Genomic DNA, 22,470 nt, shown 5'->3' with positions numbered 1-22,470 from the left:
ACAGGCCGGTCCACGGGGCACCGTGCGGCGGCGCGCCGGTTCAGTGCAGGGCCCGCCGGCCGCCCTTGCGGCGGCGCCGGGAGCGCTTGCCGCTCGTTATCGCGGGCATGCCGTCGGCGAGCGCCTCGGTCGCGAACACGACGGTGGTCCGGACCTTGCCGCGGCCGGTCCGGGCCTCCCGCTCCTCCTGCGCCGCCCGGTCGGCCTCGGCCGCCTGGGCCCGGCGGTGGCGGACGATGCGCAGCACGCAGAGCAGGAAGAGCACCACCGCGATGGGCACGCTGGTGCGGGCCAGCCCGATGCCGGCGGGCTGCGGGTAGACGTCGCCGCAGAGGCGGACGGCGGAGGGTTCGTCGGCGGCGTGCTCCAGGCAGACCGATTCGCCGACCTGGGCGCTGTCCGCGAGCGGCAGGGCGGCGGCGGTGTGCTGCTGGCCGTCGACGCGGTACGTGACGGAGCTGTAGGAGCCGCTGCCGGTGGAGAGCTGGGTGACGGTGCCCTGGACCTGGACGGGGTGCGCTCCGATCCGGTCGGCCTGTTCGGCCTGGCGCCAGCCGAGCAGGCACATGCCGACGGCCAGCACAGCGCTGAGCACGGCGGCGAGGTACCAACCACGGCCCAACCGCGGGGATCGCGGCGGAGGGACGGTCGCGGATCGCATGGTTCCTGTCCTGGCTTGCTGACGGGGCCTGGGACGGGCCCCTGCCGCCCGCGGGCGGGCGAAGTGGTGAGGGTACGGAGCGTACGGGTTGAGCTGTCCGGGATCGTATCCGCTGGCGGGCCCTCAGGTCACGGCGAAGGGGCAATCAGGGAGATTCACTGCCAGGGTAGTTCGGACACGTCCTGCGATCCGGCCCCGGATGCGGAGGTTCTCGGAGGTTCGCGCAGGGTTCTTGTGTGCATTCGGGGCGGGCCGTGCACTGCCGGTCCCGCAGGGTGCCCCGCTCAGCGGCGGCGGTACAGCAGCCGGCCGGCCAGGGCGGTGGCGAGGCAGTCGCCGGGCGCTCCGGAGCTGCCGTCGGCGATGTCGGTGACGGTGACGGCGAAGACCGCGAAGTCGGCCCGGCCGCCGACCGTCAGGGCGCCGTGGGCGGCCCGGGCGAGGGACCCGCCGGCCAGCGGGTCGAGCGGGCCCGGGGAGCCGTCGCCGGGGACGGCGAGCAGGCCGGAGCGGACCACCGCCGTCCGGACCGACGGGCGCTCGAACGGGCCGGCCACGGCGGTCACACCCTGGGCGAGCATCCGCTGGAGACCGCGCCGGGCGCTGCCGCCCCAGCGTGCCTCGTCCGGACCGGGGCCCAGGGCGTCCAGCGCCGGGCCGTGCAGCGGCTCGGCGCCGATCTCCTCGCGCGGGTCTGGGTGGTAGGCGCACTCCAGCAGCCAGTGGCCGTGCCGGTTGAGCAGACCGGGCGTCAGCAGCCCGTCCCACTCCCTGGTCCGGGCGCCGGGGAACGCCGCCGCCAGCTCCCCGTACGGCCCGAGCCCGGCGATCCGGTCGCCCTGCACCACCACCGCACCGTCGGTGATCGACGGCGCGGTGGGATCGGCGGGGGCGGGCAGCAGCACGGCGGCCCGGTGCAGGGTCAGCATCGGTCGGTGCCCGTCGGCTCGCGGCTCCGGTCGCTCTAGTTGGTGGAGAGGATCTTCAGCTCGGGGTGCGCGGTGCCGCCCTCGATCGCGGTGGACGCGATGTGCGAGGCGACGCGCGGGTCGACCGGGTCGTTCGCCGGGTCGTCCAGCACCCGCAGGTGCTCGTAGGTGGTGGAGCGCTGCGCCGGGGTGCGGTCGGCGGCCCGGATCAGGTGGATCAGCTCGGTGAGGTTGGAGCGGTGCTTGGCACCGGCCGCCGAGACGACGTTCTCCTCCAGCATGACCGAGCCCAGGTCGTCGGCGCCGTAGTGCAGCGACAGCTGGCCGGCCTCCTTCCCGGTGGTCAGCCAGGAACCCTGGATGTGGGCGACGTTGTCGAGGAAGAGCCGGGCGATGGCGATGATCCGCAGGTACTCGAAGACGGTCGCCTGGGTGGAGCCCTTGAGGTGGTTGTTCTGCGGCTGGTAGGTGTACGGGATGAAGGCGCGGAAGCCGCCCGTACGGTCCTGAACGTCGCGGATCATGCGCAGGTGCTCGATCCGCTCGGCGTTGGTCTCGCCGGTGCCCATCAGCATGGTGGAGGTCGACTCGACGCCCAGGCCGTGCGAGGTCTCCATGATCTCCAGCCAGCGCTCGCCCGACTCCTTGAGCGGGGCGATCGCCTTGCGCGGCCGCTCGGGCAGCAGCTCGGCGCCGGCGCCGGCGAAGGAGTCCAGGCCGGCCTTGTGGATGCGGGTGATGGCCTCCTCCACGGAGACCTTCGAGAGCCGGGCCATGTGCTCGACCTCGGAGGCACCGAGCGAGTGGATCACCAGCTGCGGGAAGTCCGCCTTGATCGCGGAGAACGCGCGCTCGTAGTACTCGACGCCGTAGTCCGGGTGGTGGCCGCCCTGGAACATGATCTGGGTGCCGCCCAGCTCGACCGTCTCCGCGCAGCGGCGCAGGATCTCGTCGAGGTCGCGGGACCAGCCCTTGTCGCTCTTCGGCGCCACGTAGAACGCGCAGAACTTGCAGGCCGTCACACAGACGTTGGTGTAGTTGATGTTCCGCTCGATGATGTACGTCGCGATGTGCTCGGTACCCGCGTAGCGGCGGCGGCGGACGGCGTCGGCGGCCGAACCGAGCGCGTGCAGCGGAGCGGAGCGGTACAGCTCCAGGGCCTCCTCGGGGCTGATCCTGCCGCCGGCGGCCGCCCGGTCGAGGACGGCCTGCAGGTCGGTGCTGGGCGCATCGAGGATCGCTGCGAGCTCGGACACCTGGCGGCCTTCTCTCTCTCGGTGGAACTGCGGTGGAACGCTGCCCGGCGCGGCTCTCGGGGTCGGGGCCACGCGGCAGAAACAGCCTACGCCAGCGCTTCGGCGCGCCCGCGTCGCCCCGCTTCGTCCCCGCTTCGTCCCCGATCCGCTCGCGCCGGGAGCGCACCGGGAACAGGACGGGCTCAGGACGGGAACCGGCCGGGAAGCCCGCCGGGCCGGTCTCAGCCCACCTTCCGCAGGACGCCGCTGGGGCTCCCGGCGCCCGGGTCGAGCGAGGTGAACCGGATGCTGCCGTCCGCCTGGAGCGTGAGCGTCTCCTTCGACGAGCCGCCGGTGCAGAGCCCCGGCGGGTTGGAGCGGACGAGGCGCGAGGTGAAGACGAGCTCCTTGTCGGAGGCCGAGGTGAGCGTCCAGGCCCCCTCGCAGCTGACCGTGATCAGGCCGTCGAGGCCGTTGACGCTGGTGGTGGTCTCCGCCCCGAGCGCGGCGGCCCGGACGGTGACGGTGGTGGTGCCGGCCGGCAGGCCGGTGTGGGTGGACGTCATGTCGCCGCGCCAGGCCCCGACGAAGGCCGCCGGCACGACGCTCGGCCCGGCCGGGCCGCCCGCCCCGCTGCTCGGCGCTCCCGTCGTGGGCGGCGGCGCCACGACCGTCGTCGACGACGTCGACGTGGACGTGGACGTGGACGTGGACCTGGTGGCGGAGGCGGTGAACGAGACGGTGCTGGAAGAGGTGCTGCGGTCGTCGGTCGGCGCCCCGCCGGCCTGCGCCTGGTAGAGCTTCAGGCCGACGAGCGAGGCCGCCGACACACCCAGCAGCACGAGCGCCACCGTGAGCGCCACGCTGCGCGGGCGCCGCGCGACGGGCGGCGGCCCGGGCGGCGACGACGGCATCGCAGCGGCCGGAGCTGCGGGGGCGGCAGGCTGCGCCCAGGTCGGTACGTAGTCCGAGACCACGACCGGGGCCGGCCGTTCGGGGGCCGGTACGTGGTCCAGGCCCAGCAGCTCCACGGCGCTGCGCCCGACGGCCGCCGCCAGCGCGGGCGGCAGCCAGCCGCCCTGTCCCAGCCGTACGGTGCCGGCGCCGTCGTCGGCGAGCAGCCGCCCGCGCAGCGCGTCCGGGCGCGGCCGGGCGGCCGGGTCCTTGGCCAGGCAGTCGCGGACGACCGCGAGCAGGCCGCCGTCGAGCCCGGAGAGGTCCGGCTCCTCGTGCAGCACCCGGTAGAGCAGGACGGCCGCACTCACGCCGTCGCCGAAGGGCGCCGTGCCGGTGGCCGCGTACGCGAGCACCGCGCCGAGCGAGAAGACGTCGCTGGCCGGCCCGGCCGTCACGCCCTGCGCCTGCTCGGGCGACATGTAGCCGGGCGAGCCGACCACGTAGCCGGACCGGGTCAGGGCGGTCGCGGCGTCCAGCGCCCGGGCGATGCCGAAGTCGATCAGGCGCGGGCCGTCCAGGGTGAGCAGGACGTTCGACGGTTTGACGTCCCGGTGCACCAGCCCCAGGCCGTGCACGTGCGCGAGCGCCCCGGCCAGGCCCGCGCCCATCGCGCGGACGGCGGCCCCGGGCAGCGGGCCGAAGTCCCGGACGGCGGCGGTGAGCGCCGGGCCCGCGACGTAGCCGGTGGCGACCCAGGGGTGGGCGCTCTCGGTGTCGGCGTCCAGCACGGGCGCCGTCCAGTCACCGCCGACGAGCCGGGCCGCCTCGACCTCCTGGCGGAACCGGGCGCGGAACTCCGGGTCCTCCGCCAGCTCGCCGCGCACCACCTTGACGGCGACGGTCCGGCCGCCGGCCGTCCGCCCGAGGTAGACCCGTCCCATGCCGCCGGCGCCGAGCCGCCGCAGCAGCCGGTACTCGCCGATCCGTACCGGATCGTCGGACCCCAGTGGTTCCATCCCCCGCGCTCCCCTCGCCGACGCCTGTGCGGCACGACGCTACCGGTGGGAAGCGGCGGGCGGGCGTCTCAGCCCGTCGCCACGGGCTCCAGCAGCCGGACGGCGACGTCCGGGGCGAAGCCGCTGTCGTGGCCGACCCGGCGGGCGAACTCGGCGATGCCCGCGAGCTGGCGCTCACCGAGCGAGAAGTCCAGGGCCTCGCTGAAGTACTTCTCCAGCACCGCCGCGTCGAAGGCCTCCCAGCGGGCGGCCTGCTCGGCGACCTGGGCGGCCGAGGCGATCGAGAGGTCGCGGGACTCCAGGAACGCCCGGTGCACGGCCGCGACCGCCTCCGGCCGGCGCTCGACGAACTCGCGGCGGGCCGCCCAGACGGCGAAGACGAAGGGCAGGCCCGTCCAGTCCTTCCACATCTCGCCGAGGTCGTGCACCGCCAGCTCCCGGGAGGGGGCCTGCTCCAGCGTGGCCCGCAGCGCCGGGTCGCCGATCAGTACGGCAGCGTCGGCCTGCGCGAGCATCGCGTCCAGGTCGGGCGGGCAGCTGAAGTACTCCGGCCGGACGCCCTCGCGCTCCTCCAGCAGCAGCTGGGCGAGCCGGACCGAGGTGCGGCTGGTGGAGCCGAGCGCGACCCGGCGGCCGTCCAGCTCGGAGAGCGGGAGCTTGCTCACGATCACGCAGGACATCACCGGCCCGTCGCTGCCCACCGCGATGTCGGGGAGGACGACCAGCTCGTCCGCGTGCCGCAGGTACTCGACGCAGGTGATCGGGCCGATGTCGAGCGAACCGTCCACCAGCCGGTCGCTGAGCTTCTCCGGGGTGTCCTTGGTGAGGTCGAGGTCGAGCAGGGCGCCCGTCCTGGCGAGGCCCCAGTAGAGGGGCACGCAGTTCAGGAACTGAATGTGTCCGACCCGGGGCCTGACCGGCGTCGCCGGGGCACTACCGTCCTGCACTGCCACTGCGGGCTCCTCTGTTGTTCGTACTCTCTCCGCAGGGTATGCCCGCTGCTCCGGGGAGCCGTCACCGACCGCCCGACACGCCCCCGGCGCCCGGGCTCCGGCGGTTCACGACACCCGCCGACACACCCCGTTCACATGCCCCGACACACCCCGTCCGGGGTGTAAGTCACCCCTGGTCGCGACCGCGACTGCGTGCTAGCGTTGCCCTCAGTTGCAGTTTGATTCCCCTTGCAGTACTTGAAGCCTGCGGAGCATGTAACCGCAGGCTTTTTGTAGTTTTTCAGCAATATCGAAAAACTCCGGACCCACTCCGGAGGCGGGGCGATCAGCGCAGCGGACCCGGGCGCCACGCAGTGTGGCGCTTATACGTCCCTCGCAAGGAGAACGGCATGGCTCAGGGAACCGTCAAGTGGTTCAACGCTGAGAAGGGCTTCGGCTTCATCGCCCAGGAGGGCGGCGGCCCCGACGTCTTCGTCCACTACTCCGCCATCAACGCGAACGGTTTCCGCTCGCTGGAGGAGAACCAGCCGGTCAGCTTCGACGTCACCCAGGGCCCGAAGGGCCCGCAGGCGGAGAACGTCACCGCAATCTGACCATCCTCTGATGATCTGATCGCTCGGGACCCCCGTTGGGTCCACCGGTGGCCTTTACTGCCGCCACCATGAGCACAAGAGCAGCACCCAAGGGGGCTCGCCACGTCCTGGACGCGGCGGGCCCCCTGCCTCTGCTCAGAAGTTCCCGGTGTCCAGTGCCACACCGAAGGGCTCCGGCAGGTGCACCGCCGTACCGAACGGATAGGGGCCCTCGGCCTTCGTGTAAGCCAGCGACCCCGGCTCGGAGAACAGCGTGCAGGTGCGACCCTGACGGTCCACCACCAGGTACAGCGGTGCTCCGTACTCCGCGTAGCGGCGGCGCCTGACCACGCGGTCGGTGTCACCGTTCGACTCGGAGGTCACCTCGACGATGAGCAGCGTCCGGTCGGGCGAGCAGGAGCGGAGCGGGGAGCGGGCCCCGACGTCGCGTCACCCGGGCCGGGCGCACTACCGCGCGCCGTCCTCAGGCCGCTCGGCGAGCTCGCGCAGGTCGGGGTGCAACCGGCGGCGGGCTCCGAACAGTTCGATCCCGAGCAGCCGCCCGTGGGAGTCGTAGTCGAGCACCGCGCCGCCGTCGTCGGTGGTGACCTGCCGCACCGCCTCGCCGGGGCCGATCGAATCGACGAGGCACACGTACGCCAGGTCGTTCTCGGCGTCGAAGGTGACGCGCATGCAGGGGCTCCGTTTCCATGACTATCAGTCAGTCATCATGCACGGAAAGTGAAATGGTTGATCCCCCCGGGCGTATGCTCGGGGGGACCAGATCACCACGACCGTCCGGGTCTTTTATCTTGGCCGATATCCCCCGGACGGCCTACACCGAAGGTCATTGCTGACTGCTCCGATCTCCCGAGTCTACGTCCCCCAGGGGCCCTCGGGACATCCGATAGCGGTGAGTTGACGGGGAAGGCCGCAGTTTGCTCACCGAGCACCCCACCCCCGTGCCACCCGAGGGGACCACCCCGGAGCGGGTGAAGCCGCACGTGTTCGGCCTCCGGCTGGCCGAACTCTTCCTCGACCCGGCGTCCCGGCTCCCGGGCGTGACCTCCGTCGTCGGGTACGTCGGACAGATGCTCAGCAGGCTCTCCGACGAGCACGGCAGGTTCACCCGGTCGATGACCGCACTCGCGGCCGCCTGCCACTCCACCCCGCAGACCGTCACCAGGGTCGTCCACGCCTTCGAGACCGCCGGACTCCTCCGCCGCACCGCCGCCCACGACCCGTGGACGTCCACGCCCGCGACCTACGTCCTCACCTGGCCGTCCGGGGCCCCGCGCTGCGAGATCGCCCTCCTGCTCTCCGCCGCCTGCACCGGCGACCGCCAGCGCGCCCACCGCGCCCGCCAGGCCCTGCTCGCCGACCTCGCCGGCCTCGACGGGCCCGCCACGGATATCCCGCCCCCGGCGTCCCCGGACAGGGAGGGCCGGCGACAGGCCGGGCCGCACCTCCCCCTCCCCGGACAGCGGGGCCCCTCCCCCCACGGACCGGGAGCCCTCCCTGTCCCCGGACAGGGTTCCTCCTGTCCGGTAGTTCTGGAACTACCGGAGATGGCTGAGCCAGGAGAAACAGTGACCGCCCCCCGCGCGCGCACGCACCCGCGAGCGGCCCGGCAAGGCAACGTCCGTCTGTGAGCCCCCGGGCCCCGGCACACGCCGGAGCCCCCTGCCGGTCGACCGGCAGGGGGCTCGTGACGCGGAGCGGCGGGGGTCAGGCGGCGGCCGGGACCTTCTCGGCGGACTGGGCCGGGATGCTCACCGGGGTCTCGTCGTACAGGTCGCCGGTCGGGTTGTTGTAGGCGACCAGGTCGAGGGTCTTCTCGCGGGCCGCGACCAGGATCGGCACGACCGCCTGGCCGGCCACGTTGGTGGCGGTGCGGATCATGTCGAGGATCGGGTCGATGGCGAGCAGCAGGCCGACGCCCTCCAGGGGCAGGCCCAGGGTGGAGAGGGTCAGGGTCAGCATCACGATGGCGCCGGTGAGGCCCGCCGTGGCGGCCGAGCCGATGACCGAGACGAAGGCGATCAGCAGGTAGTCACCGATGCCGAGGTCGATCCCGTACACCTGGGCGACGAAGATCGCGGCCAGCGAGGGGTAGATCGCGGCGCAGCCGTCCATCTTCGTGGTCGCCCCGAACGGGACGGCGAAGCTGGCGTAGTCGCTCGGGACGCCGAGGCGCTCGGTGACGCGGCGGGTGACCGGCAGGGTGCCGACGGAGGAGCGGGAGACGAAGGCCAGCTGGATGGCGGGCCAGGCGCCCTTGAAGAAGTTGAGCGGGTTGAGGCCGCCGACGAACTTCAGGAGCAGGGAGTAGACGACGAACAGCACCAGGGCGCAGCCGATGTACACGTCGGCGGTCAGGGTGGCGAACGGCTTCAGCAGGTCCCAGCCGTACTTGGCGACGGACTTGCCGATCAGGCCGAGGGTGCCGAGCGGCGAGAGCCGGATGACCCACCACAGGGCGGTCTGGGTCAGCTCCAGGACGGTCTCGTTGAGCTTGAGGACCGGGGCGGCCTTCTCGCCGAGCTTGATGATCGCGGCGCCGACCACGACCGCCAGGAAGACGATCTGGAGGACGTTCACCTCGGTGAAGGAGGTGACGATGTTGGTCGGGATGATCCCGGTCAGGAAGTCGACCCAGGTGCCGGCGGACTTCGGCGCCTTGAGGCCCTCGGTGGAGAGGTGGGTGCCCTCACCGGGGTTGGTCAGCAGACCGAGGCCCAGGCCGATCGCGACGGCGATCAGCGAGGTGATGAGGAACCAGAGCAGCGTGCGGCCGGCCAGCCGGGCGGCGTTGGTGACGTTGCGGAGGTTGGCGACCGACACGACGATCGCGGTGAAGACGAGCGGCGGCACGGCCAGCTTGAGCAGCTGGACGAAGGTCTTGCCGATGGTCTCCAGGGTGGTGGCGAGCCAGGAGATGTCGGCGGTCCGGGCGATGAAGCCCAGGACGACGCCGAGGACGAGGCCGGCGACGATCTGGACCCAGAACGGGGTCTTCCGAACGCGGGAGAGCAGGGTGGGCGACGGGGTCGCCTCGGGCGCTGCGGACATGGCTGTGCGGCTCCGGGGGAGGAATGGCTGAACGGTGGGGGAGGCGAGGAAGGCGGCACGGCGCGGGGCCTGACACCTCGGGGGTGCCGCCTAGATACAGCTGATGGCGCGACAGGCGCGCGGGCTGTCCGCAGCACCGCACAGGCGCATGCCGGCCGGGGGCATCGTGCCCTGGCCCTGCATTCGGGGTGCGCCTGTGGTGCTCATGACCGACACGTTAGCAGTAAAGATTTGAGATGTTCAAAGTACTTGTTTGAGTTGCGGGCACGAACAAATCTGACGCCCCATCACCCCCACCTGCACCAATGGATTGACCGGCATCGGTTATACGTATAACTTTGAGTACTGTCATACCGCCCCCTGCCCATCGGAGACCGCCCACATGGGCTACCTCGCCCTGCTCCGTGCCCCGCACGTCACCCGACTCCTGCTCGGCACCCTGCTCGGGCGCCTCCCCGCCGGTATGACCGCCCTGGTCATCGCCCTCGCCCTGCGCGACGCCGGCGCCCCCTACAGCCGGATCGGCCTGGCCACCGCCGCCTACGCGATCGCCGCCGCCGTCGGCGGGCCCGTCCTCGGACGCATCGTCGACCGCACCGGCCAGCCCCGCGTCCTGCTCGCCGCCGCCACCGTCGCCGGGTTCGGCTACGCCCTGCTCGCCCTCGCCCCCGGCTCCGCGCTCGCCGCCCCCGTCGGCGCCGCCGTCGCCGGACTCGCGATGCCCCCGCTCGAACCCTGCCTGCGCGCCCTGTGGCCCGCCGTCGTCGACGAGGACCAGCTCGACACCGCGTACGCCTTCGACTCCGCCGCCCAGCAGGTCCTCTACGTCGCCGGACCACTCGCCGTCGCCGGCATCGCCGCCGCCTTCAGCCCCGTCACCGCCCTCTGGACGGCCGCCGGGCTCGGCCTCGCCGGCACCCTCGTCGTCGCCACCGCCGCACCCGCCCGCGCCTGGCAGGCCCCGCCCCGCGAGCACTCCGCCGGCCTGCTCGGCCCGCTCCGCTCCCCCGGCCTCGTCCTGCTGCTGATCGGCCTGGCCGGCGCCGGCTGGACGGTCGGCGCGCAGAACGTCCTCTTCATCGCCTACGCCGAACAGCACCACGGCGTCCCCGGCGGCGCCGGCACCCTGCTCGCCCTCGCCGCCGTCGGCGGCCTCCTCGGCGCCCTCGCCTACGGCGCGGTGAAATGGCGCAGCAGCACCGCCACCCGCACCTGGGTGATGGCCCTCGGCATGGCCGCCTCCTACCTGCCGCTGCTGCTGCTCCCCGGCCCGGCCGCCATGTGCGCGCTGGCCCTGCTCTCCGGCATCGGCCTCGCCCCGCTGCTGGCCGCCGCCTTCGTCCTGATCGCCGAACTCGCCCCGACCGGCACCGTCACCGAGGCCTTCGCCTGGCTGATCACCCTCTTCGCCACCGGCAACGCCCTCGGCTACGCCGTCTCCGGCTCCCTGGTCGACACCTCACTGCCCGCCGTCGCCCTCTGCGCGGTGGCCGGCATCGGCCTCGGCGGCCTCCTGCTCCTCGCCGCCCGCAGCTCCTTCCACCCGGCCCCGGCCCCGCAAGCCACCGAGCCCGTCCCGGTGGGCTGAGCACTTCGGCCGCCGGTCAGGCCCCGGCGGGTGCCGTCGAGGCGCGGTGGACCAGGGTGGTGGCGAGCGGGGTGGTGGGGGTGACCGGTTCGCCTTGCAGGAGGCCGGCCAGGGCGGCCAGGCCCACCCGGCCGAGGGCCTCGCCGGGGAGGTCGACCGTGGTCAGGGGCGGGGCGAGCAGGCCGGCCACCGGGATGTTGTCGATGCCGACGACGGAGACGTCCGCCGGGATCCGCAGGCCGAGTTCGGCGGCGGCCTGGTAGACGCCGGAGGCCACCACGTCGTCGTCGCAGATCACCGCGTGCGGCCGGCCGGGCCGGCTGAGCAGCTCGTACGCGGCGGTGCGGGCGGCGGGCCGGCCCTCGTTGATGCTGACGCCGAGTTCGGTGACGTCCAGGCCCAGCTCGCGGACGGCCTGCTCGAAGGCGGCCTGGCGGACCCGGAAGGTGTACGCGGAGTCGGTGGAGCGCAGGTGGCCGATCCGCCGGTGGCCGAGGGCGGCGAGGTGGCCGACGGCCTCGCGCATGCCGCCGGAGACGTCGAGTTCGATGGTCGGGCGGGTGCGGTCGGTGGCCGGGTCGGCGTCCAGGAAGACGGCCGGGGTGTCGGCCGGCAGGTCGCCGAGCTGGCGGTCGTCCGGCGAGCAGATCAGCAGGCCGTCGAAGCGGCTGGTGGTGGCGGCCTCGGCGAGGGTCGCGCTGCCCCAGCCGGAGCTGACCACGACGGCGAGGCCGTGCCTGCCCGCCTCCTCGTGGACGCCGACCAGCACCCGGCCGAAGAACGGGCCGAGGATGTTGGGGACGGCCAGCAGGATCATCCCGCTGCGGCCGAGCCTCAGTTGACGCCCCGCCGCCTGCGGCCGGTAGCCGAGGCCCCGGGCGGCCTCCCGTACCCGCTCCCGGGTCGCCTCGGACACCCGGTGGCCGGCCTCCCGGTCGGAGAAGACCAGGGACACCGTCGCCTGGGACACTCCGGCCACCCTGGCCACGTCCCGCCCGGTCGGCCGCCGGACGGGCCCGGACGGCGCGGGCCGCCCGCCCGCGGGGGTCTCGGCAGGGGGCACGGGGGGTCAGTTCTGCGGGGCGGACGCCGCGCGCATCGCGTCGTCGGCGGCGTCCTCCTCGGCGTTCTGGGCGGAGATGCGGTCGGCGGTGCGGCTGCGCAGGCCGGTCACCCTGTCGGCGATCTGCGCGGACATCTCGTCGCGCTGCTTGCTCAGCAGCACGTAGCTGAGCGGCGCGGAGACCAGGGCCGCCAGCCCGACCAGGAAGATGTAGCCCGTCGTGCCGGCCACCGGGATGACGCCGAAGTGCCCCAGCAGCAGGGCGACCAGCAGGCAGGCGAGGAAGATGGTGGCCCGCATGGAGGTGTAGCGGAGCGTGGCGTGCGACTTGCTGCTCGGCGACTGGCTGCTCACGAGGGACATCCTTACTGCACGGTCTCGGTCCGGTCCGGTATCCCAGTGAAGCATGCCGCACGGACCGCACCGGGTACGGGCCCGCCCTGGGCCGCCGGGGCCCGGTCAGCGCAGGTCGAGCCACATCGAGATGTCGTCGCGGTCGTCGCCCGGGGCGACCCGGATCGCGCCGGGGACGCGCCCGACCTCGACGTAGCCGCAGCGCCGGTAGAAGGACTCCAGGCCGAGCCCGCCGCGGGCCGTCAGCTTCAGGCCCTCCAGGCCCTGCGCGCGCCCGATCCGGGCGGCCTCGGCCATCAGGCCGACGCCGTAGCCCCGGCCCTGGAAGTCGGGGTGGATCATGACGCGCTTGAGCATCCGCCAGTGCTCCATCAGCGCGAAGCGCATGGACTCGAAGAACAGCACCCCGGCCAGCCGGCCGGTCCCGGCCTCGCGGGCGACCAGCAGCCGGTCCGGCCCGTCCGGCCCGGCCCCGGCGTACTGCTTGTCGGCAGTGCCCCGGATGTCGTCGACGGTCACCGGGGGGACGAACCCGACGGCGCCGCCCGCGTTGGTGACGTCCGCCCAGAGCTGGATGATCTCCGCACGCAGGTCGGGGGTGAGTACGGGGTCGAGGGTGAAGCTCAGCGTCATGATCGTTCATCCTAGGAGCCCGCACCGGCCCCCGGCCCCGCGGGTCACGCCAGGGCCGCCGCCGGTGCCGTCCCGGTGGGGCGCCGCCGCAGGGCCAGGCAGAGCAGCACCGCCACCGCGCACAGCCCGCCCGCCGCGTACCAGGCCAGGTCGTAGTTGCCGAAGGTGTCGCGGGACAGGCCGGCCAGCCCGGCCACCACCGCCGCACCGATCTGGTGGGCGGCCAGCACCCAGCCGAAGACGATCGGCGCGTCCGCCCCGAAGTGCTGGCGGCAGAGCGCCACCGTCGGCGGGACGGTGGCCACCCAGTCCAGGCCGTAGAAGATCACGAAGGCCAGGATCGGCGGCTTCAGCGAACCCGCGAACAGCTGCGGCAGGAACAGCAGCGAGATCCCGCGCAGCGCGTAGTAGGCGACCAGCAGCATCCGCGAGTCGAACCGGTCGGTGAACCAGCCGCTGGCGATCGTGCCCGCCACGTCGAAGACGCCGACCAGGGCGAGCAGGCTCGCCGCCGTGGTCACCGGCATGCCGTGGTCGTGCGCGGCCGGGATGAAGTGCGTGCCGACCAGGCCGGCGGTGGTCGCGCCGCAGATCGCGAACGAGCCCGCCAGCAGCCAGAACGCCCGGCTCCGGGCGGCGTCGCGCAGCACCCGCAGCGACCGGGCCAGCGCGCTGCCGTCCGTCACCGGGGCGGGCGGCGCCTCGGTGGCGCCGTACGGGAACAGGCCGAGGTCGGCGGGGCGCTCGCGCATCAGCAGCAGCACGGGCACGGCCACGACGGTGGACGCCAGCGAGACCACCACCACCGCCGTACGCCAGCCGTGCTGCTCCACCAGCCGGGCGAGCAGCGGCATGAAGACCAGGTTGCCCGCGGCGCCGCCGGCCGTCAGCACGCCGGTGACCAGGCCCTGCCGGGCCTTGAACCAGCGGCCCGAGACGGTGGTCGCGAAGGCCCCCGCCATCGAGCCGCTGCCGAGGCCGACCAGGACGCCCCAGCACAGGATCAGCTGCCAGCTCTGCGTCATCAGGACGGTCAGGCCCGCGCCGGTCGAGATGGTGAGCAGTGCGCAGACCACCACCAGCCGGACGCCGAAACGGTCCATCAGGGCGGCGGCGAACGGCGCCGTCAGGCCGTACAGCGTGAGGTTGACCGAGACGGCGCTCGCGATCGTCGCGTGCGACCAGCCGAACTCGCTGTTCAGGGCGTCCATCATCAGGCCGGGGGTGGAACGGAACCCGGCGGAGCCGACCAGGACGAGCAGCGCGACCGCCGCGACCACCCAGGCGTAGTGCAGCCGGAAAGCGCGCGCGGCGGGGGCGGGGGCGGAGGCAGGGGCGGGAGCGGGAGCGGGAGAGTCGGTGGGGACGGAAGTGGCGGCGGTGGTCGGTTCGTTCACGGAGTCGAGTCTCCCGAACCGGCGCCCCGCCCACGAGTGGCCTGACTGTCAGCTTTCGTCAAGATCTGGCCACCGCATCCGCCACTCGCACCGCCCACGACATCAGGCGGCAGACGGCAGACGGCAGGCGGCAGGCGCTCCCCGCGGTTCAGTGGCCCGGCCCGGCCGCCCGGCCCAGCCCGCGGATCGGCCGGGCCAGCAGCAGCGCGGCCACCACCAGCACCCCGACCGCTCCCCCGGCGAGCAGCACGGCCCGCGCCCCGAACGCCTCGGCGGCCGGCCCGGCCAGGGCGGCCCCGACCGGCGCCATGCACACCGATCCGGCCACCTCGTACGCGTGGATCCGGTTCAGCACCTCGCCGGGGACCTGGGTCTGCACGCTGGTCGCCCACATGACGCTCCAGAAGGTCGAGCCGGCACCCGCCACCAGCAGCGCGACCGCCAGCAGCGGCACCGGCAGGCCCACCGCGATACCCACCGGGTAGAGCGGGAACGCGAGCATCGCCAGGGCGCCGGCGGCGAGCGGACGGCGTGGCTTGATCCGGATCGCCAGCAGGCCGCCGCAGGCCGTCCCCACCCCGAAGACGGCGTTGAGCAGGCCGAACACCTGCGAGCCGTGCTCGGGCACGATCAGTCCCGCCGCGAGCGGGGTCAGCGGGCCGAAGGCCAGCACGCTGAAGATCATCCAGATCAGGATGACGCCCCACATCCAGCTCCGGGAGCGGAACTCGTGCCAGCCCACCACCAGGTTGCGCCAGAGGCTGTCACCGGCCGGCGGAGCGGGCACCGGACCCAGCCGCAGCGCGAGCAGGGTGGCGGCGCTGAGGCCGAACATGCAGGCGGCGATCACCATCACCCAGCCCGTCTCGGCCGCCCCGACCAGGGTGCCGGCCAGGGCCGGGCCGAGCAGGGCGGTGAGCGCCTCCGAGATCCGCAGCACACCGTTGGCGCCCTGCACGTCCCGGGCCACCAGCGGGATGGTCGAGGCCGCGCCGGGCTGGAACATCGCCCCGGCCGCGCCGGCCACCAGCAGCAGCGCGTACAGCTGCCAGACCTGGTCGATGCCGCGGAAGAACAGCACGGCCATCAGGACGCGGGTGACCAGGTTGGCCAGGTCCGCGCCGATCATCATCCGGCGGGCGGTGAACCGGTCCGCGAGGACGCCGCCGAAGAGGATCAGGGCCGCGAAGGCGCCCATCCAGCAGGCGAGCGCGTAGCCGACGGTGTCGAGGCCGTGGCCGGAGCCGATCAGGCCGGCGGAGACCGCGACCGGGAGCATCGCGTCGCCGAGCAGTCCGCCGCTGCGGGCGGTGAAGTACAGCCGGAAGTTGCGGGACCAGATGTCCGGTCCGGACGGGGACGGGGACGGGGACGGGGACGGGGACGGGGGCGAGGAGTCGGACGGGGGCTCGGGTGGCCGGATCTGTGCTGGTGGGGCCTGCTCTGCATGGGTCACGGTTGCCAGTTTTGGTGTAGACCACTGGCCAGGGCCAGAGCCGGCCGATCACGATCCGGCAGCATCGCGGGCCCGGTGGGGCCGGTACACGGCCCCCGCCGGACAGCCTCCGTCGGACTGCCTGCACCGGACGAGGGCTCCGCGACAACCGGCCTCGAAGCCCACGACCCGCGGCGCACGGCTTCAGGGGCTCGCGGTTCGGATGGCGGCGGGCTGCGCCCACCCCGAGCCCGGCACGACCGGCCGCCATCCCACCGCGACGCACGGCCCCTGACCCGCGCCACGCTCTCCGCACTCGCCGAGGCCCCTTCGCGCGACCGTCACCGGGCGGACCACCTGCTGGGTATCCCCCTGGACAGCAGTACCGCGGTGACGTTCGGTGGTTCCTCGGCGTCCCCTCGCAACGGAGAGCTGGACCCAAGAGTGATCAGTTGGATACTTCACGTCAATGGGTTGTCCGAAATTCGGAATGGTTGCGCTGTGTTTCGGCCGTAGCGGGTGCGGGAAAGCCGGATCCCCGGGGCATTTCGGCCACCCGGTGAGCACCGCTGCCCGGTGAGCACGCCTGCCCGGGCAGCGCGGCCGGCCGGTCACGCGGCCGGCCGGTGGTGCTCAGGGCGCCACCGTCACCCGGTCCCGGGACTCGTCCAGGCCGCCGGCCTCGCCACCGCACACCGCGGCGGCGTCGATCTCGCACCACACCCGCTTGCCCGAGCCGTCCGGGTACCAGCCCCAGCGGTCGCAGAGCAGTTCCACGAGTTCCAGGCCGCGGCCGTTGGTCGCATCCTCGTCGTCGCCCGCGTGCCGGGGGGCGGGCGCCACCTGGCTGGCGTCGGCGACCTCCACCCGGAGCGGGCCGACCATCGCCACCGCGCGCGGGCGGACACCGTCGGCGCTTCGGGCCGGCCCTTCGCCCTCCGGTCCGTCGACCGGCATCAGCAGTCTCAGGACGGCCGGACAGCCGGTGTGCACCACGGCGTTGGTGACCAGTTCGGAGACGACCAGCACCAGCGTCTCGGCGATCGGCGCGTCAGGGTCGACCCCCTGGTTCAGCAGCCGTGAGCGGACCCACCTGCGGGCCCGGCCGACCTCCGCAGGGTCCGCCTGCACCGCCAACTGCACCTGAAGTACCTGCACCGCTCCACCACCCGCATTCGCAGTTCGGCCATCGTTTCGATCGGGCCGGTTCGTCTCGCCGACCGGTGCGGGCGGTCCGCCTGGAACCGGACCGTCTCGCAACCTCGTCCGTCACGCATCGGCTGCGGCACGAATACGCCTCAGGATGATCCGACGGACCGGCCGCAGCAAGCGCTTCAGGCATATTCCAGCGATCGGGGGACAGGGCAGTGCATACTGTCCCGCTCACTCTGGCGAGCTTCGCACCGCTGGTCGGCCTGCCCCGGCCCACGGCCCTGCGGCCTGCTTCAACGAGGGTAGTGAAACTACCGGGCCGGGCCCCGGACGCCACGGGCGCCACTCTGGAACCACCCTTCCTACATATGTCCACAGTCCCTCGAACAACATCTCCGGGAGTCATACCCGTGATCCACCCGTGGCACTGACGGATCAATACATCCGACCATCGGAAACTCCCTTTCCCCCATTCAAACGATTTCCCCCCGGCCCGGAAACCGGCCGGGATAGCGTGGAGGCGACAGACCGGACGCAACCGGCCGGACCGGACGGAAGGGTGGCGCCGATGACCGCCCCCCGGCAAGCCCCGCACTGGGACGCCCAGCTGCAACGACGCCTGGCCCGGGGCGAGGAGACCGCCCTCGGCGAGCTGTACGACCAACTCTCGCCGCTGGTGCACGGCCTGGCGGGCCGGATCCTCGCGGACCAGGCCGCCGCCGAGCAGCTCACCCGCGAGGTCTTCGCCCATCTCTGGACGCACCCCGAGGCGTTCGACCCCGGCCAGGGCTCGCTGCGCTCCTGGCTGGGAGCACTGACCCACCGCCGGGCGGTCGACCGGCTGCGACTCGACCGGGGCACACCCGAGGAAACGTCCCCGGGGGCCGCGCAACCCGCCGTCGTGGAGGAGGCGATCCGCGCCGCGGCCACCGCCGCCCACGTGCAGTACGTGGTCGCCACCCTCCCCGACCCGCTGCGCGAGACCATCGCCGAGACGTACTACGACGGCCGGACGTACCAGGAGACCGCCCGCCGGCTCGGCATCAGCGAACAGGCCGCCAAACAGCGGATGCGGCTCGGCCTGCAACTGCTCGCCACCGAACTCGCCGAGGGCCCGGGGCTGCCCGGCCCGGCCGCCGCGCCGGGAGCGGCAGCCGACAGGAGCGCACCGTGAACCCGGACGCCGGCCACCGGACGCTCACCGAGCAGCAGCACGAGGCCCTGCGCTCACTCCTCGGCGCCTGGGCCCTCGGGGCCTGCCCGCGCCGCGAGGCGGCCGAGCTGGAACGGCACCTGCGGATCTGTCCCGAGTGCGCCGAGGAGGCCACCCGCCTGCGGGACGCGGCCGGCTGGCTCTCCGCCGACGAGCCGCTCGACCAGGCCGGCGCACTGCGCCAGCAGGTGCTCGACTGGTGCCTGGCCCGCCGGCCGGCCGAACTGCCCGTCCCCGCCTGGGGAGCGCCGTACGGGGCGGAGACCGCCAAACTCGACGCCCTGCTGCGCGACCTCGGCCCCGAGGAGTGGCAGGAGGTCGCCGAACTCCCCTGGTACGGCGGGACGGACCACCGCCGGCCGGCCGAGGTGCTCAGCCACCTGACGGCGGTGGACGGCTACCTGGCCCTGGCCCTCGGGCTCCCCGACCTCGTACCGGCCGCCGCCGGGCGGAGCACACCGGCGACCGCGGCGGGAGGCGGTGCGGGCGGCGGGCCGCGGGTACCCGTGCAGGCGGGGCGGCCGGCGCCGCGCGTACCGGTGCAGGGTCCCTCGCCGTGGGCCGGCATCGTCGACCGCACGGAGCGGCTCACCGCCGCCCAGGACGGCCAGCCGCCGGACGCCGTCCGCACCGTGTGGCGGCGCCAGGCCCACGCGCTGGTCCGGACGGCCGCGCTGTCGCCCCGGGGCAACACCCCCGTCGACTACGGCTTCGCGGCGCTGCCCCTGCGGGACGCCTTCGTGGACCGCGCCTTCGAGTGCTACGTGCACGCCGAGGACGTGGCCCGCGCCGTCGCCTACCCCTACAACCCGCCGGCCCCGCAGCACCTGCGGATGATGATCGACCTGGCCGCCCGGATGCTTCCCGAGGCACTGGCCGCACTGCGCCGCGCCGAACCGGGCGCCCCGGCGACAGGCGGTACGGCCGCAGGCTCGGGCGCGGACGGCGGGCGGCCGGGGCGGGTGCTCAGGCTGGTGATCGACGGCCCGGCGGCCGGCGAGTGGCTGATCCCGCTGGACGGCGGCCCGGCGCACGGCGGCGCCGAGCCGGTGGCCGCGATGGTGCTGGACGGCCTGGAGTTCTGCCAGCTCGCCGCCGCGCACCGCGACCCGGACCGGCTGCCGGTCGGCGAGCACGGCGACCGGGCCGCGATCCGCGAGGTGCTGCGGGCCGCGCCGCTGCTCTCCCGGCCCTGAGCCGGGGAGAGCAGTCCCGGGCGGGCCGAGCAGCTCAGGTGAAGACGACGGTGCGGGTGCCGTTCAGCAGCACCCGGTGCTCGCTGTGCCACTTGACGGCCCGCGCCAGCGCCTGGCACTCGACGTCCCGCCCGCGCGCGACCAGTTCGTCCGGAGTCACGCCGTGGGTGACCCGGGCCACCTCCTGCTCGATGATCGGGCCCTCGTCCAGGTCCGCCGTCACGTAGTGCGCGGTGGCGCCGATCAGCTTCACGCCCCGGGTGTGCGCCTGGTGGTACGGCTTGGCGCCCTTGAAGCTCGGCAGGAACGAGTGGTGGATGTTGATCACCCGTCCCGAGAGGGCCTTGCACAGGTCGTCCGAGAGCACCTGCATGTAGCGGGCCAGCACCACCAGTTCGACGTTCTCCTTCGCCACCAGGTCGAGCAGCTGCTGCTCGGCCTCGGCCTTGGTGTCCCGGGTGACCGGGATGTGGACGAAGGGGATGCCGTACGACTCGGTGAGCTCCTCGAAGTCGGTGTGGTTGGAGACCACGGCCGCGATCTCCACCGGCAGGGCGCCGATGCTGGTGCGGAACAGCAGGTCGTTCAGGCAGTGCCCGAACTTGCTGACCATCAGGACGATCCGCATCCGCTCCGCGCTCGGGTGGATGCGCCAGTCCATCCGGAACGAGGCCCCGATGGCGGCGAAGCTGGCCCGCAGCTTGTCGACCGTGACCGGCTCCTCGGCCGAGAAGTGCACCCGCATGAAGAACAGCCCGCTGTCCGCGTCGCCGAACTGCTGGCTGTCGATGATGTTGCAGCCGGTCATGAACAGGTAACTGGAGACCGCGTGCACGATCCCCTGCTTGTCCGGGCAGGACAGCGTGAGGACGTACTGGGCGCTGGCGGTCTGCTCTTCCACGATGGAGTCCTGTCCTGAAAAGTCGTGCGGCGTGGACGGTCAAGGTTGTCATATTCCGGACAGTGCCCGCGGCGGTGCCCGAACTGCGGAACACCCGCTCCGGGCAGGCCGGGCCGTTCAGACCTGGGTCATGATGCGCAGCACGTCCAGCGAGCGCGGAGCGGCGTCCGGGTCGTCCCCGTCGTTCGCCGCGAGCCGTACGTGCGCCTCCCGGCAGGCCCGCAGGGCCTCCGGCCAGCCGTGGTGGGCCAGGTACTCGGAGACGGGCGCGTCGGCGCCGACCTGGTGCAGGATCCGGACCACCCGCAGCACCGCCACGTCCACCAGCGCGGCCTCCCCCGAGTCGCGGAAGATCGTGCCGACGTACTTCTCGGCGGACCACCGGTCCAGCCAGGTGTCCTCAACCAGGCGGTAGACGGCGTCGGTCACGTCACCGAAGCCTTCACGGCCCGCCAGCCAGGTCTCCTCCTGGAAGCGGGGGTCGGACAGCATGTGCAGCGCCGAGCGGAGTCGGGCTCGCCAGCGCCACCAGGGCAGGTCGTTGAGCGGCATGCCGCCCATCGTGCTGGAGCGGTGGCCCGGACGAGAAGGGTTTCGGGCAGACCGGTACGAAGATTCTGTGCTGGCGGACATGGGGAGAGATCGTACGTTCCCCCACCGTTCGCGTTCTACACGCGTCCCCGACGCATCCCACCTGGAGTTCCTTCCGCGTTGGCCGGGCGTTCGCCTACCTGCCCTCTGTGCTTGCGGCATGGCGGATTGGCTGTGGCAGGTGAGCAACACGGTTGCCCAGGGAGGGAAGGCCATGTTCAGGCAGACAGCTACGCCCGAGAACCACCCGTCGAGCGCCGGGCAGCGGCACTCCGCCGCCGTACGGCCCCGCCGCCGGAGCCGGACCAGGCGGCCCGCCGCCGGCATCACCGCCGCACTCGCGCTCTTCCCCGCCCTGTTCGCGGCCTCCGCCTGCGGCGGCCCGGCCGACGCCTCCACCGGCGGCGCCGAGCTCACCGTGATGACCTGGGCGCCGTCCGGCACCGGCTCCACCGACCGGCCCGGCATGACCACGCTCGCCGAGGCGATCGGCCGCGACATCAACTCCAAGGGCGGCCTGGCCGGCCGCAAGGTCCGGGTGCTGACCTGCAACGAGCACAACGACGCGGCCGCCGCGACCGCCTGCGCCCAGCAGGCGGTCGACGCCAAGGTGGTCGCCGTGGTCGGCTCGTACAGCCAGTACGGCGACGCCTTCATGAGCATCCTGGAGCGGGCCAGCATCCCGTACCTCGGCGGCTACGGGCTCTCCGGCCCCGAGTACACCAGCCCGCTCTCCTACCCGGTGGCCGGCGGCATGCCCGCGCTGATCGCGGGCAGCGGCCGGCAGCTGGTCGACTCCGGCTGCCGCACCGTCTCGCTCGTCCGCCCCGACACGCCCTCCGGGGACACCCTGCTCGGCTACCTCGCCAACGCGCTGAAACCGGCCGCGGTCAAGCTGCTCGACGTCAAGGCGCCGGAGAAGTCGACGGACTACACCGACGTCGCCCGCAAGGCCATCGGCAAGGACGAGGCCGCCAACTGCATCACCGTCGCCCTGGGCGCCGAGCCGACCGGCAACCTGCTCGACTCGTTCCGCCGGCTCGGCTCGAAGAACACCCGGCTCGCCTCGGTCATCGGCAGCGTCCAGCAGTCGGTGGTCGACTCCACCGGCGGCGACAACGGCCCGCTGGCCGGCGCCTACGTGGCCGGCTGGTACCCGCCGGAGTCCGCGCCGGTCTGGGACGCCCTGCGCGCCGTCGTCCACGCGAACGCCGCGGACGGCAAGCAGATCGACGTGGCGGACTCCGGCGTCCAGACCACCTGGGTCGCCTACGAGGTGCTGCGGCAGGCCGCCGAGCGGCTCGGCTCCGCCGGCCGGCCGCTCACCGCGAAGTCGCTGTCCTCGGTACTGGACAGCGGCGACCCGATCGACAGCTCCGGCCTGACGCCGCCGCTGGCCTGGGGCACCACCAACATGCTGGCCAGCGCCGAGTCGCCCCGCCTGGTCAACACCTGGGTGACGTACCAGCAGATCAAGAACGGACGCCTGGCGCTCCAGCAGCCCGGCTTCGTGGACGTCCGCTGGGTCCTCACGGGCGGCCGCCAGCCCGCCTGACCGGCACCGGGACGGAAATCCGAAGCGGGCGGGCCCGGGACCGCATGGTCCCGGGCC

21 protein-coding genes and 1 pseudogene are annotated in these 22,470 nt (G+C 73.4%); 6 read left to right on the top strand and 16 right to left on the bottom strand.

What is annotated here, in order from left to right:
• Nucleotides 1–40 precede the first annotated feature (40 nt).
• The 5 genes from ACFUK0_RS21460 to ACFUK0_RS21440 all read right to left on the bottom strand — a co-directional run bounded on the left by ACFUK0_RS21460 (nucleotide 41) and on the right by ACFUK0_RS21440 (nucleotide 5,685).
• Entirely contained in the window at nucleotides 41–595 is a 555-nt protein-coding gene (locus ACFUK0_RS21460) for a hypothetical protein (RefSeq protein WP_380252517.1), read from the bottom strand.
• 350 nt (nucleotides 596–945) lie between these two features.
• Entirely contained in the window at nucleotides 946–1,590 is a 645-nt protein-coding gene (locus tag ACFUK0_RS21455) for a hypothetical protein (protein WP_380252515.1), read from the bottom strand.
• A gap of 35 nt (nucleotides 1,591–1,625) precedes the next feature.
• The gene (gene mqnC, locus ACFUK0_RS21450; protein ID WP_380252513.1) at nucleotides 1,626–2,846 is read right to left on the bottom strand and encodes a cyclic dehypoxanthinyl futalosine synthase; all 1,221 of its coding nucleotides are present in this window, start codon (nucleotides 2,844–2,846) and stop codon (nucleotides 1,626–1,628) included.
• Nucleotides 2,847–3,067: 221 nt separating this feature from the next.
• Nucleotides 3,068–4,738 carry a serine/threonine-protein kinase gene (locus tag ACFUK0_RS21445; protein ID WP_380252511.1) on the bottom strand — a complete coding sequence of 557 codons (1,671 nt, stop codon included), beginning with the start codon at nucleotides 4,736–4,738 and terminating at the stop codon, nucleotides 3,068–3,070.
• Nucleotides 4,739–4,806: 68 nt separating this feature from the next.
• Entirely contained in the window at nucleotides 4,807–5,685 is an 879-nt protein-coding gene (locus ACFUK0_RS21440; protein WP_380252568.1) for a menaquinone biosynthetic enzyme MqnA/MqnD family protein, read from the bottom strand.
• A 395-nt stretch (nucleotides 5,686–6,080) separates the two neighbouring features.
• Here ACFUK0_RS21440 and ACFUK0_RS21435 point away from each other — a divergent pair, with 395 nt between their 5' ends.
• Entirely contained in the window at nucleotides 6,081–6,284 is a 204-nt protein-coding gene (locus ACFUK0_RS21435; protein WP_380252509.1) for a cold-shock protein, read from the top strand.
• A 135-nt stretch (nucleotides 6,285–6,419) separates the two neighbouring features.
• Here ACFUK0_RS21435 and ACFUK0_RS21430 read toward each other — a convergent pair.
• Together ACFUK0_RS21430 and ACFUK0_RS21425 are read right to left on the bottom strand one after the other, a co-directional pair.
• Nucleotides 6,420–6,674 (bottom strand): annotated as a pseudogene (locus ACFUK0_RS21430) (Uma2 family endonuclease); the annotation flags it as partial.
• A 57-nt stretch (nucleotides 6,675–6,731) separates the two neighbouring features.
• Nucleotides 6,732–6,956 (bottom strand): DUF2283 domain-containing protein, encoded by a 225-nt coding sequence (locus tag ACFUK0_RS21425; protein ID WP_380252507.1) that lies wholly within the window; start codon nucleotides 6,954–6,956, stop codon nucleotides 6,732–6,734.
• Nucleotides 6,957–7,225: 269 nt separating this feature from the next.
• Here ACFUK0_RS21425 and ACFUK0_RS21420 point away from each other — a divergent pair, with 269 nt between their 5' ends.
• A complete protein-coding gene (locus ACFUK0_RS21420; protein ID WP_380252505.1) occupies nucleotides 7,226–7,915 on the top strand; it encodes a hypothetical protein in 690 nt (229 codons plus the stop codon).
• Between the two features lie 76 nt (nucleotides 7,916–7,991).
• On the opposite strand, the gene ACFUK0_RS21415 is transcribed toward ACFUK0_RS21420, so the two are convergent.
• On the bottom strand, nucleotides 7,992–9,335 hold the full coding sequence (locus ACFUK0_RS21415; RefSeq protein WP_380252503.1) for a dicarboxylate/amino acid:cation symporter: 1,344 nt from the start codon (nucleotides 9,333–9,335) through the stop codon (nucleotides 7,992–7,994).
• A gap of 382 nt (nucleotides 9,336–9,717) precedes the next feature.
• Between ACFUK0_RS21415 and ACFUK0_RS21410 the strand changes: the two genes are divergently transcribed.
• Entirely contained in the window at nucleotides 9,718–10,923 is a 1,206-nt protein-coding gene (locus ACFUK0_RS21410; protein WP_380252501.1) for an MFS transporter, read from the top strand.
• A 16-nt stretch (nucleotides 10,924–10,939) separates the two neighbouring features.
• Here ACFUK0_RS21410 and ACFUK0_RS21405 read toward each other — a convergent pair whose 3' ends face one another.
• From ACFUK0_RS21405 to ACFUK0_RS21380, 6 genes are all read right to left on the bottom strand, one after another.
• Nucleotides 10,940–11,911, bottom strand: coding sequence for a LacI family DNA-binding transcriptional regulator (locus ACFUK0_RS21405; protein ID WP_380252566.1), 972 nt, complete (start codon nucleotides 11,909–11,911; stop codon nucleotides 10,940–10,942).
• Between the two features lie 81 nt (nucleotides 11,912–11,992).
• On the bottom strand, nucleotides 11,993–12,340 hold the full coding sequence (locus tag ACFUK0_RS21400) for a DUF4229 domain-containing protein (RefSeq protein ID WP_380252499.1): 348 nt from the start codon (nucleotides 12,338–12,340) through the stop codon (nucleotides 11,993–11,995).
• A 105-nt stretch (nucleotides 12,341–12,445) separates the two neighbouring features.
• Entirely contained in the window at nucleotides 12,446–12,973 is a 528-nt protein-coding gene (locus ACFUK0_RS21395; RefSeq protein ID WP_380252497.1) for a GNAT family N-acetyltransferase, read from the bottom strand.
• A 44-nt stretch (nucleotides 12,974–13,017) separates the two neighbouring features.
• Complete coding sequence (locus ACFUK0_RS21390) at nucleotides 13,018–14,370, bottom strand: MFS transporter (protein WP_380252495.1); 1,353 nt, start codon at nucleotides 14,368–14,370, stop codon at nucleotides 13,018–13,020.
• A gap of 148 nt (nucleotides 14,371–14,518) precedes the next feature.
• The gene (locus ACFUK0_RS21385; RefSeq protein ID WP_380252493.1) at nucleotides 14,519–15,826 is read right to left on the bottom strand and encodes an MFS transporter; all 1,308 of its coding nucleotides are present in this window, start codon (nucleotides 15,824–15,826) and stop codon (nucleotides 14,519–14,521) included.
• Nucleotides 15,827–16,438: 612 nt separating this feature from the next.
• A complete protein-coding gene (locus ACFUK0_RS21380; RefSeq protein WP_380252491.1) occupies nucleotides 16,439–16,963 on the bottom strand; it encodes an ATP-binding protein in 525 nt (174 codons plus the stop codon).
• Nucleotides 16,964–17,525: 562 nt separating this feature from the next.
• On the opposite strand from ACFUK0_RS21380, the gene ACFUK0_RS21375 reads away from it, so the two are divergent.
• The gene (locus tag ACFUK0_RS21375) at nucleotides 17,526–18,131 is read left to right on the top strand and encodes a sigma-70 family RNA polymerase sigma factor (RefSeq protein ID WP_380252489.1); all 606 of its coding nucleotides are present in this window, start codon (nucleotides 17,526–17,528) and stop codon (nucleotides 18,129–18,131) included.
• Nucleotides 18,128–19,366, top strand: a complete 1,239-nt coding sequence (locus ACFUK0_RS21370; RefSeq protein ID WP_380252487.1) for a zf-HC2 domain-containing protein — start codon at nucleotides 18,128–18,130, stop codon at nucleotides 19,364–19,366. The genes ACFUK0_RS21375 and ACFUK0_RS21370 overlap by 4 nt, the downstream gene beginning before the upstream one ends.
• A 34-nt stretch (nucleotides 19,367–19,400) precedes the next feature.
• Here the strand turns inward: ACFUK0_RS21370 and purU are convergent, their stop codons facing one another.
• Nucleotides 19,401–20,267, bottom strand: a complete 867-nt coding sequence (gene purU, locus ACFUK0_RS21365; RefSeq protein WP_380252485.1) for a formyltetrahydrofolate deformylase — start codon at nucleotides 20,265–20,267, stop codon at nucleotides 19,401–19,403.
• A 117-nt stretch (nucleotides 20,268–20,384) separates the two neighbouring features.
• Nucleotides 20,385–20,900, bottom strand: a complete 516-nt coding sequence (locus ACFUK0_RS21360) for a hypothetical protein (protein ID WP_380252483.1) — start codon at nucleotides 20,898–20,900, stop codon at nucleotides 20,385–20,387.
• A 172-nt stretch (nucleotides 20,901–21,072) separates the two neighbouring features.
• Here ACFUK0_RS21360 and ACFUK0_RS21355 point away from each other — a divergent pair, with 172 nt between their 5' ends.
• Nucleotides 21,073–22,413: an ABC transporter substrate-binding protein gene (locus ACFUK0_RS21355; RefSeq protein ID WP_380252481.1), complete on the top strand. Its 1,341-nt coding sequence runs from the start codon at nucleotides 21,073–21,075 to the stop codon at nucleotides 22,411–22,413.
• Nucleotides 22,414–22,470: the final 57 nt, after the last annotated feature.

This window comes from Kitasatospora sp. NPDC057223 (assembly GCF_042669755.1).
Classification (GTDB): domain Bacteria; phylum Actinomycetota; class Actinomycetes; order Streptomycetales; family Streptomycetaceae; genus Kitasatospora.
This window is presented reverse-complemented; position numbering and strand designations above follow the sequence as displayed.

Excerpts from the sequence above, each read along its gene's own strand:
- ACFUK0_RS21360 (WP_380252483.1), bottom strand. The coding sequence starts at position 20,900 with ATGTCCGCCAGCACAGAATCTTCGTACCGGTCTGCCCGAAACCCTTCT.
- ACFUK0_RS21355 (WP_380252481.1), top strand. The coding sequence starts at position 21,073 with ATGTTCAGGCAGACAGCTACGCCCGAGAACCACCCGTCGAGCGCCGGG.
- ACFUK0_RS21375 (WP_380252489.1), top strand. The coding sequence starts at position 17,526 with ATGACCGCCCCCCGGCAAGCCCCGCACTGGGACGCCCAGCTGCAACGA.
- ACFUK0_RS21425 (WP_380252507.1), bottom strand. The coding sequence starts at position 6,956 with ATGCGCGTCACCTTCGACGCCGAGAACGACCTGGCGTACGTGTGCCTC.
- ACFUK0_RS21395 (WP_380252497.1), bottom strand. The coding sequence starts at position 12,973 with ATGACGCTGAGCTTCACCCTCGACCCCGTACTCACCCCCGACCTGCGT.
- ACFUK0_RS21415 (WP_380252503.1), bottom strand. The coding sequence starts at position 9,335 with ATGTCCGCAGCGCCCGAGGCGACCCCGTCGCCCACCCTGCTCTCCCGC.
- ACFUK0_RS21435 (WP_380252509.1), top strand. The coding sequence starts at position 6,081 with ATGGCTCAGGGAACCGTCAAGTGGTTCAACGCTGAGAAGGGCTTCGGC.
- ACFUK0_RS21445 (WP_380252511.1), bottom strand. The coding sequence starts at position 4,738 with ATGGAACCACTGGGGTCCGACGATCCGGTACGGATCGGCGAGTACCGG.
- ACFUK0_RS21455 (WP_380252515.1), bottom strand. The coding sequence starts at position 1,590 with ATGCTGACCCTGCACCGGGCCGCCGTGCTGCTGCCCGCCCCCGCCGAT.
- ACFUK0_RS21410 (WP_380252501.1), top strand. The coding sequence starts at position 9,718 with ATGGGCTACCTCGCCCTGCTCCGTGCCCCGCACGTCACCCGACTCCTG.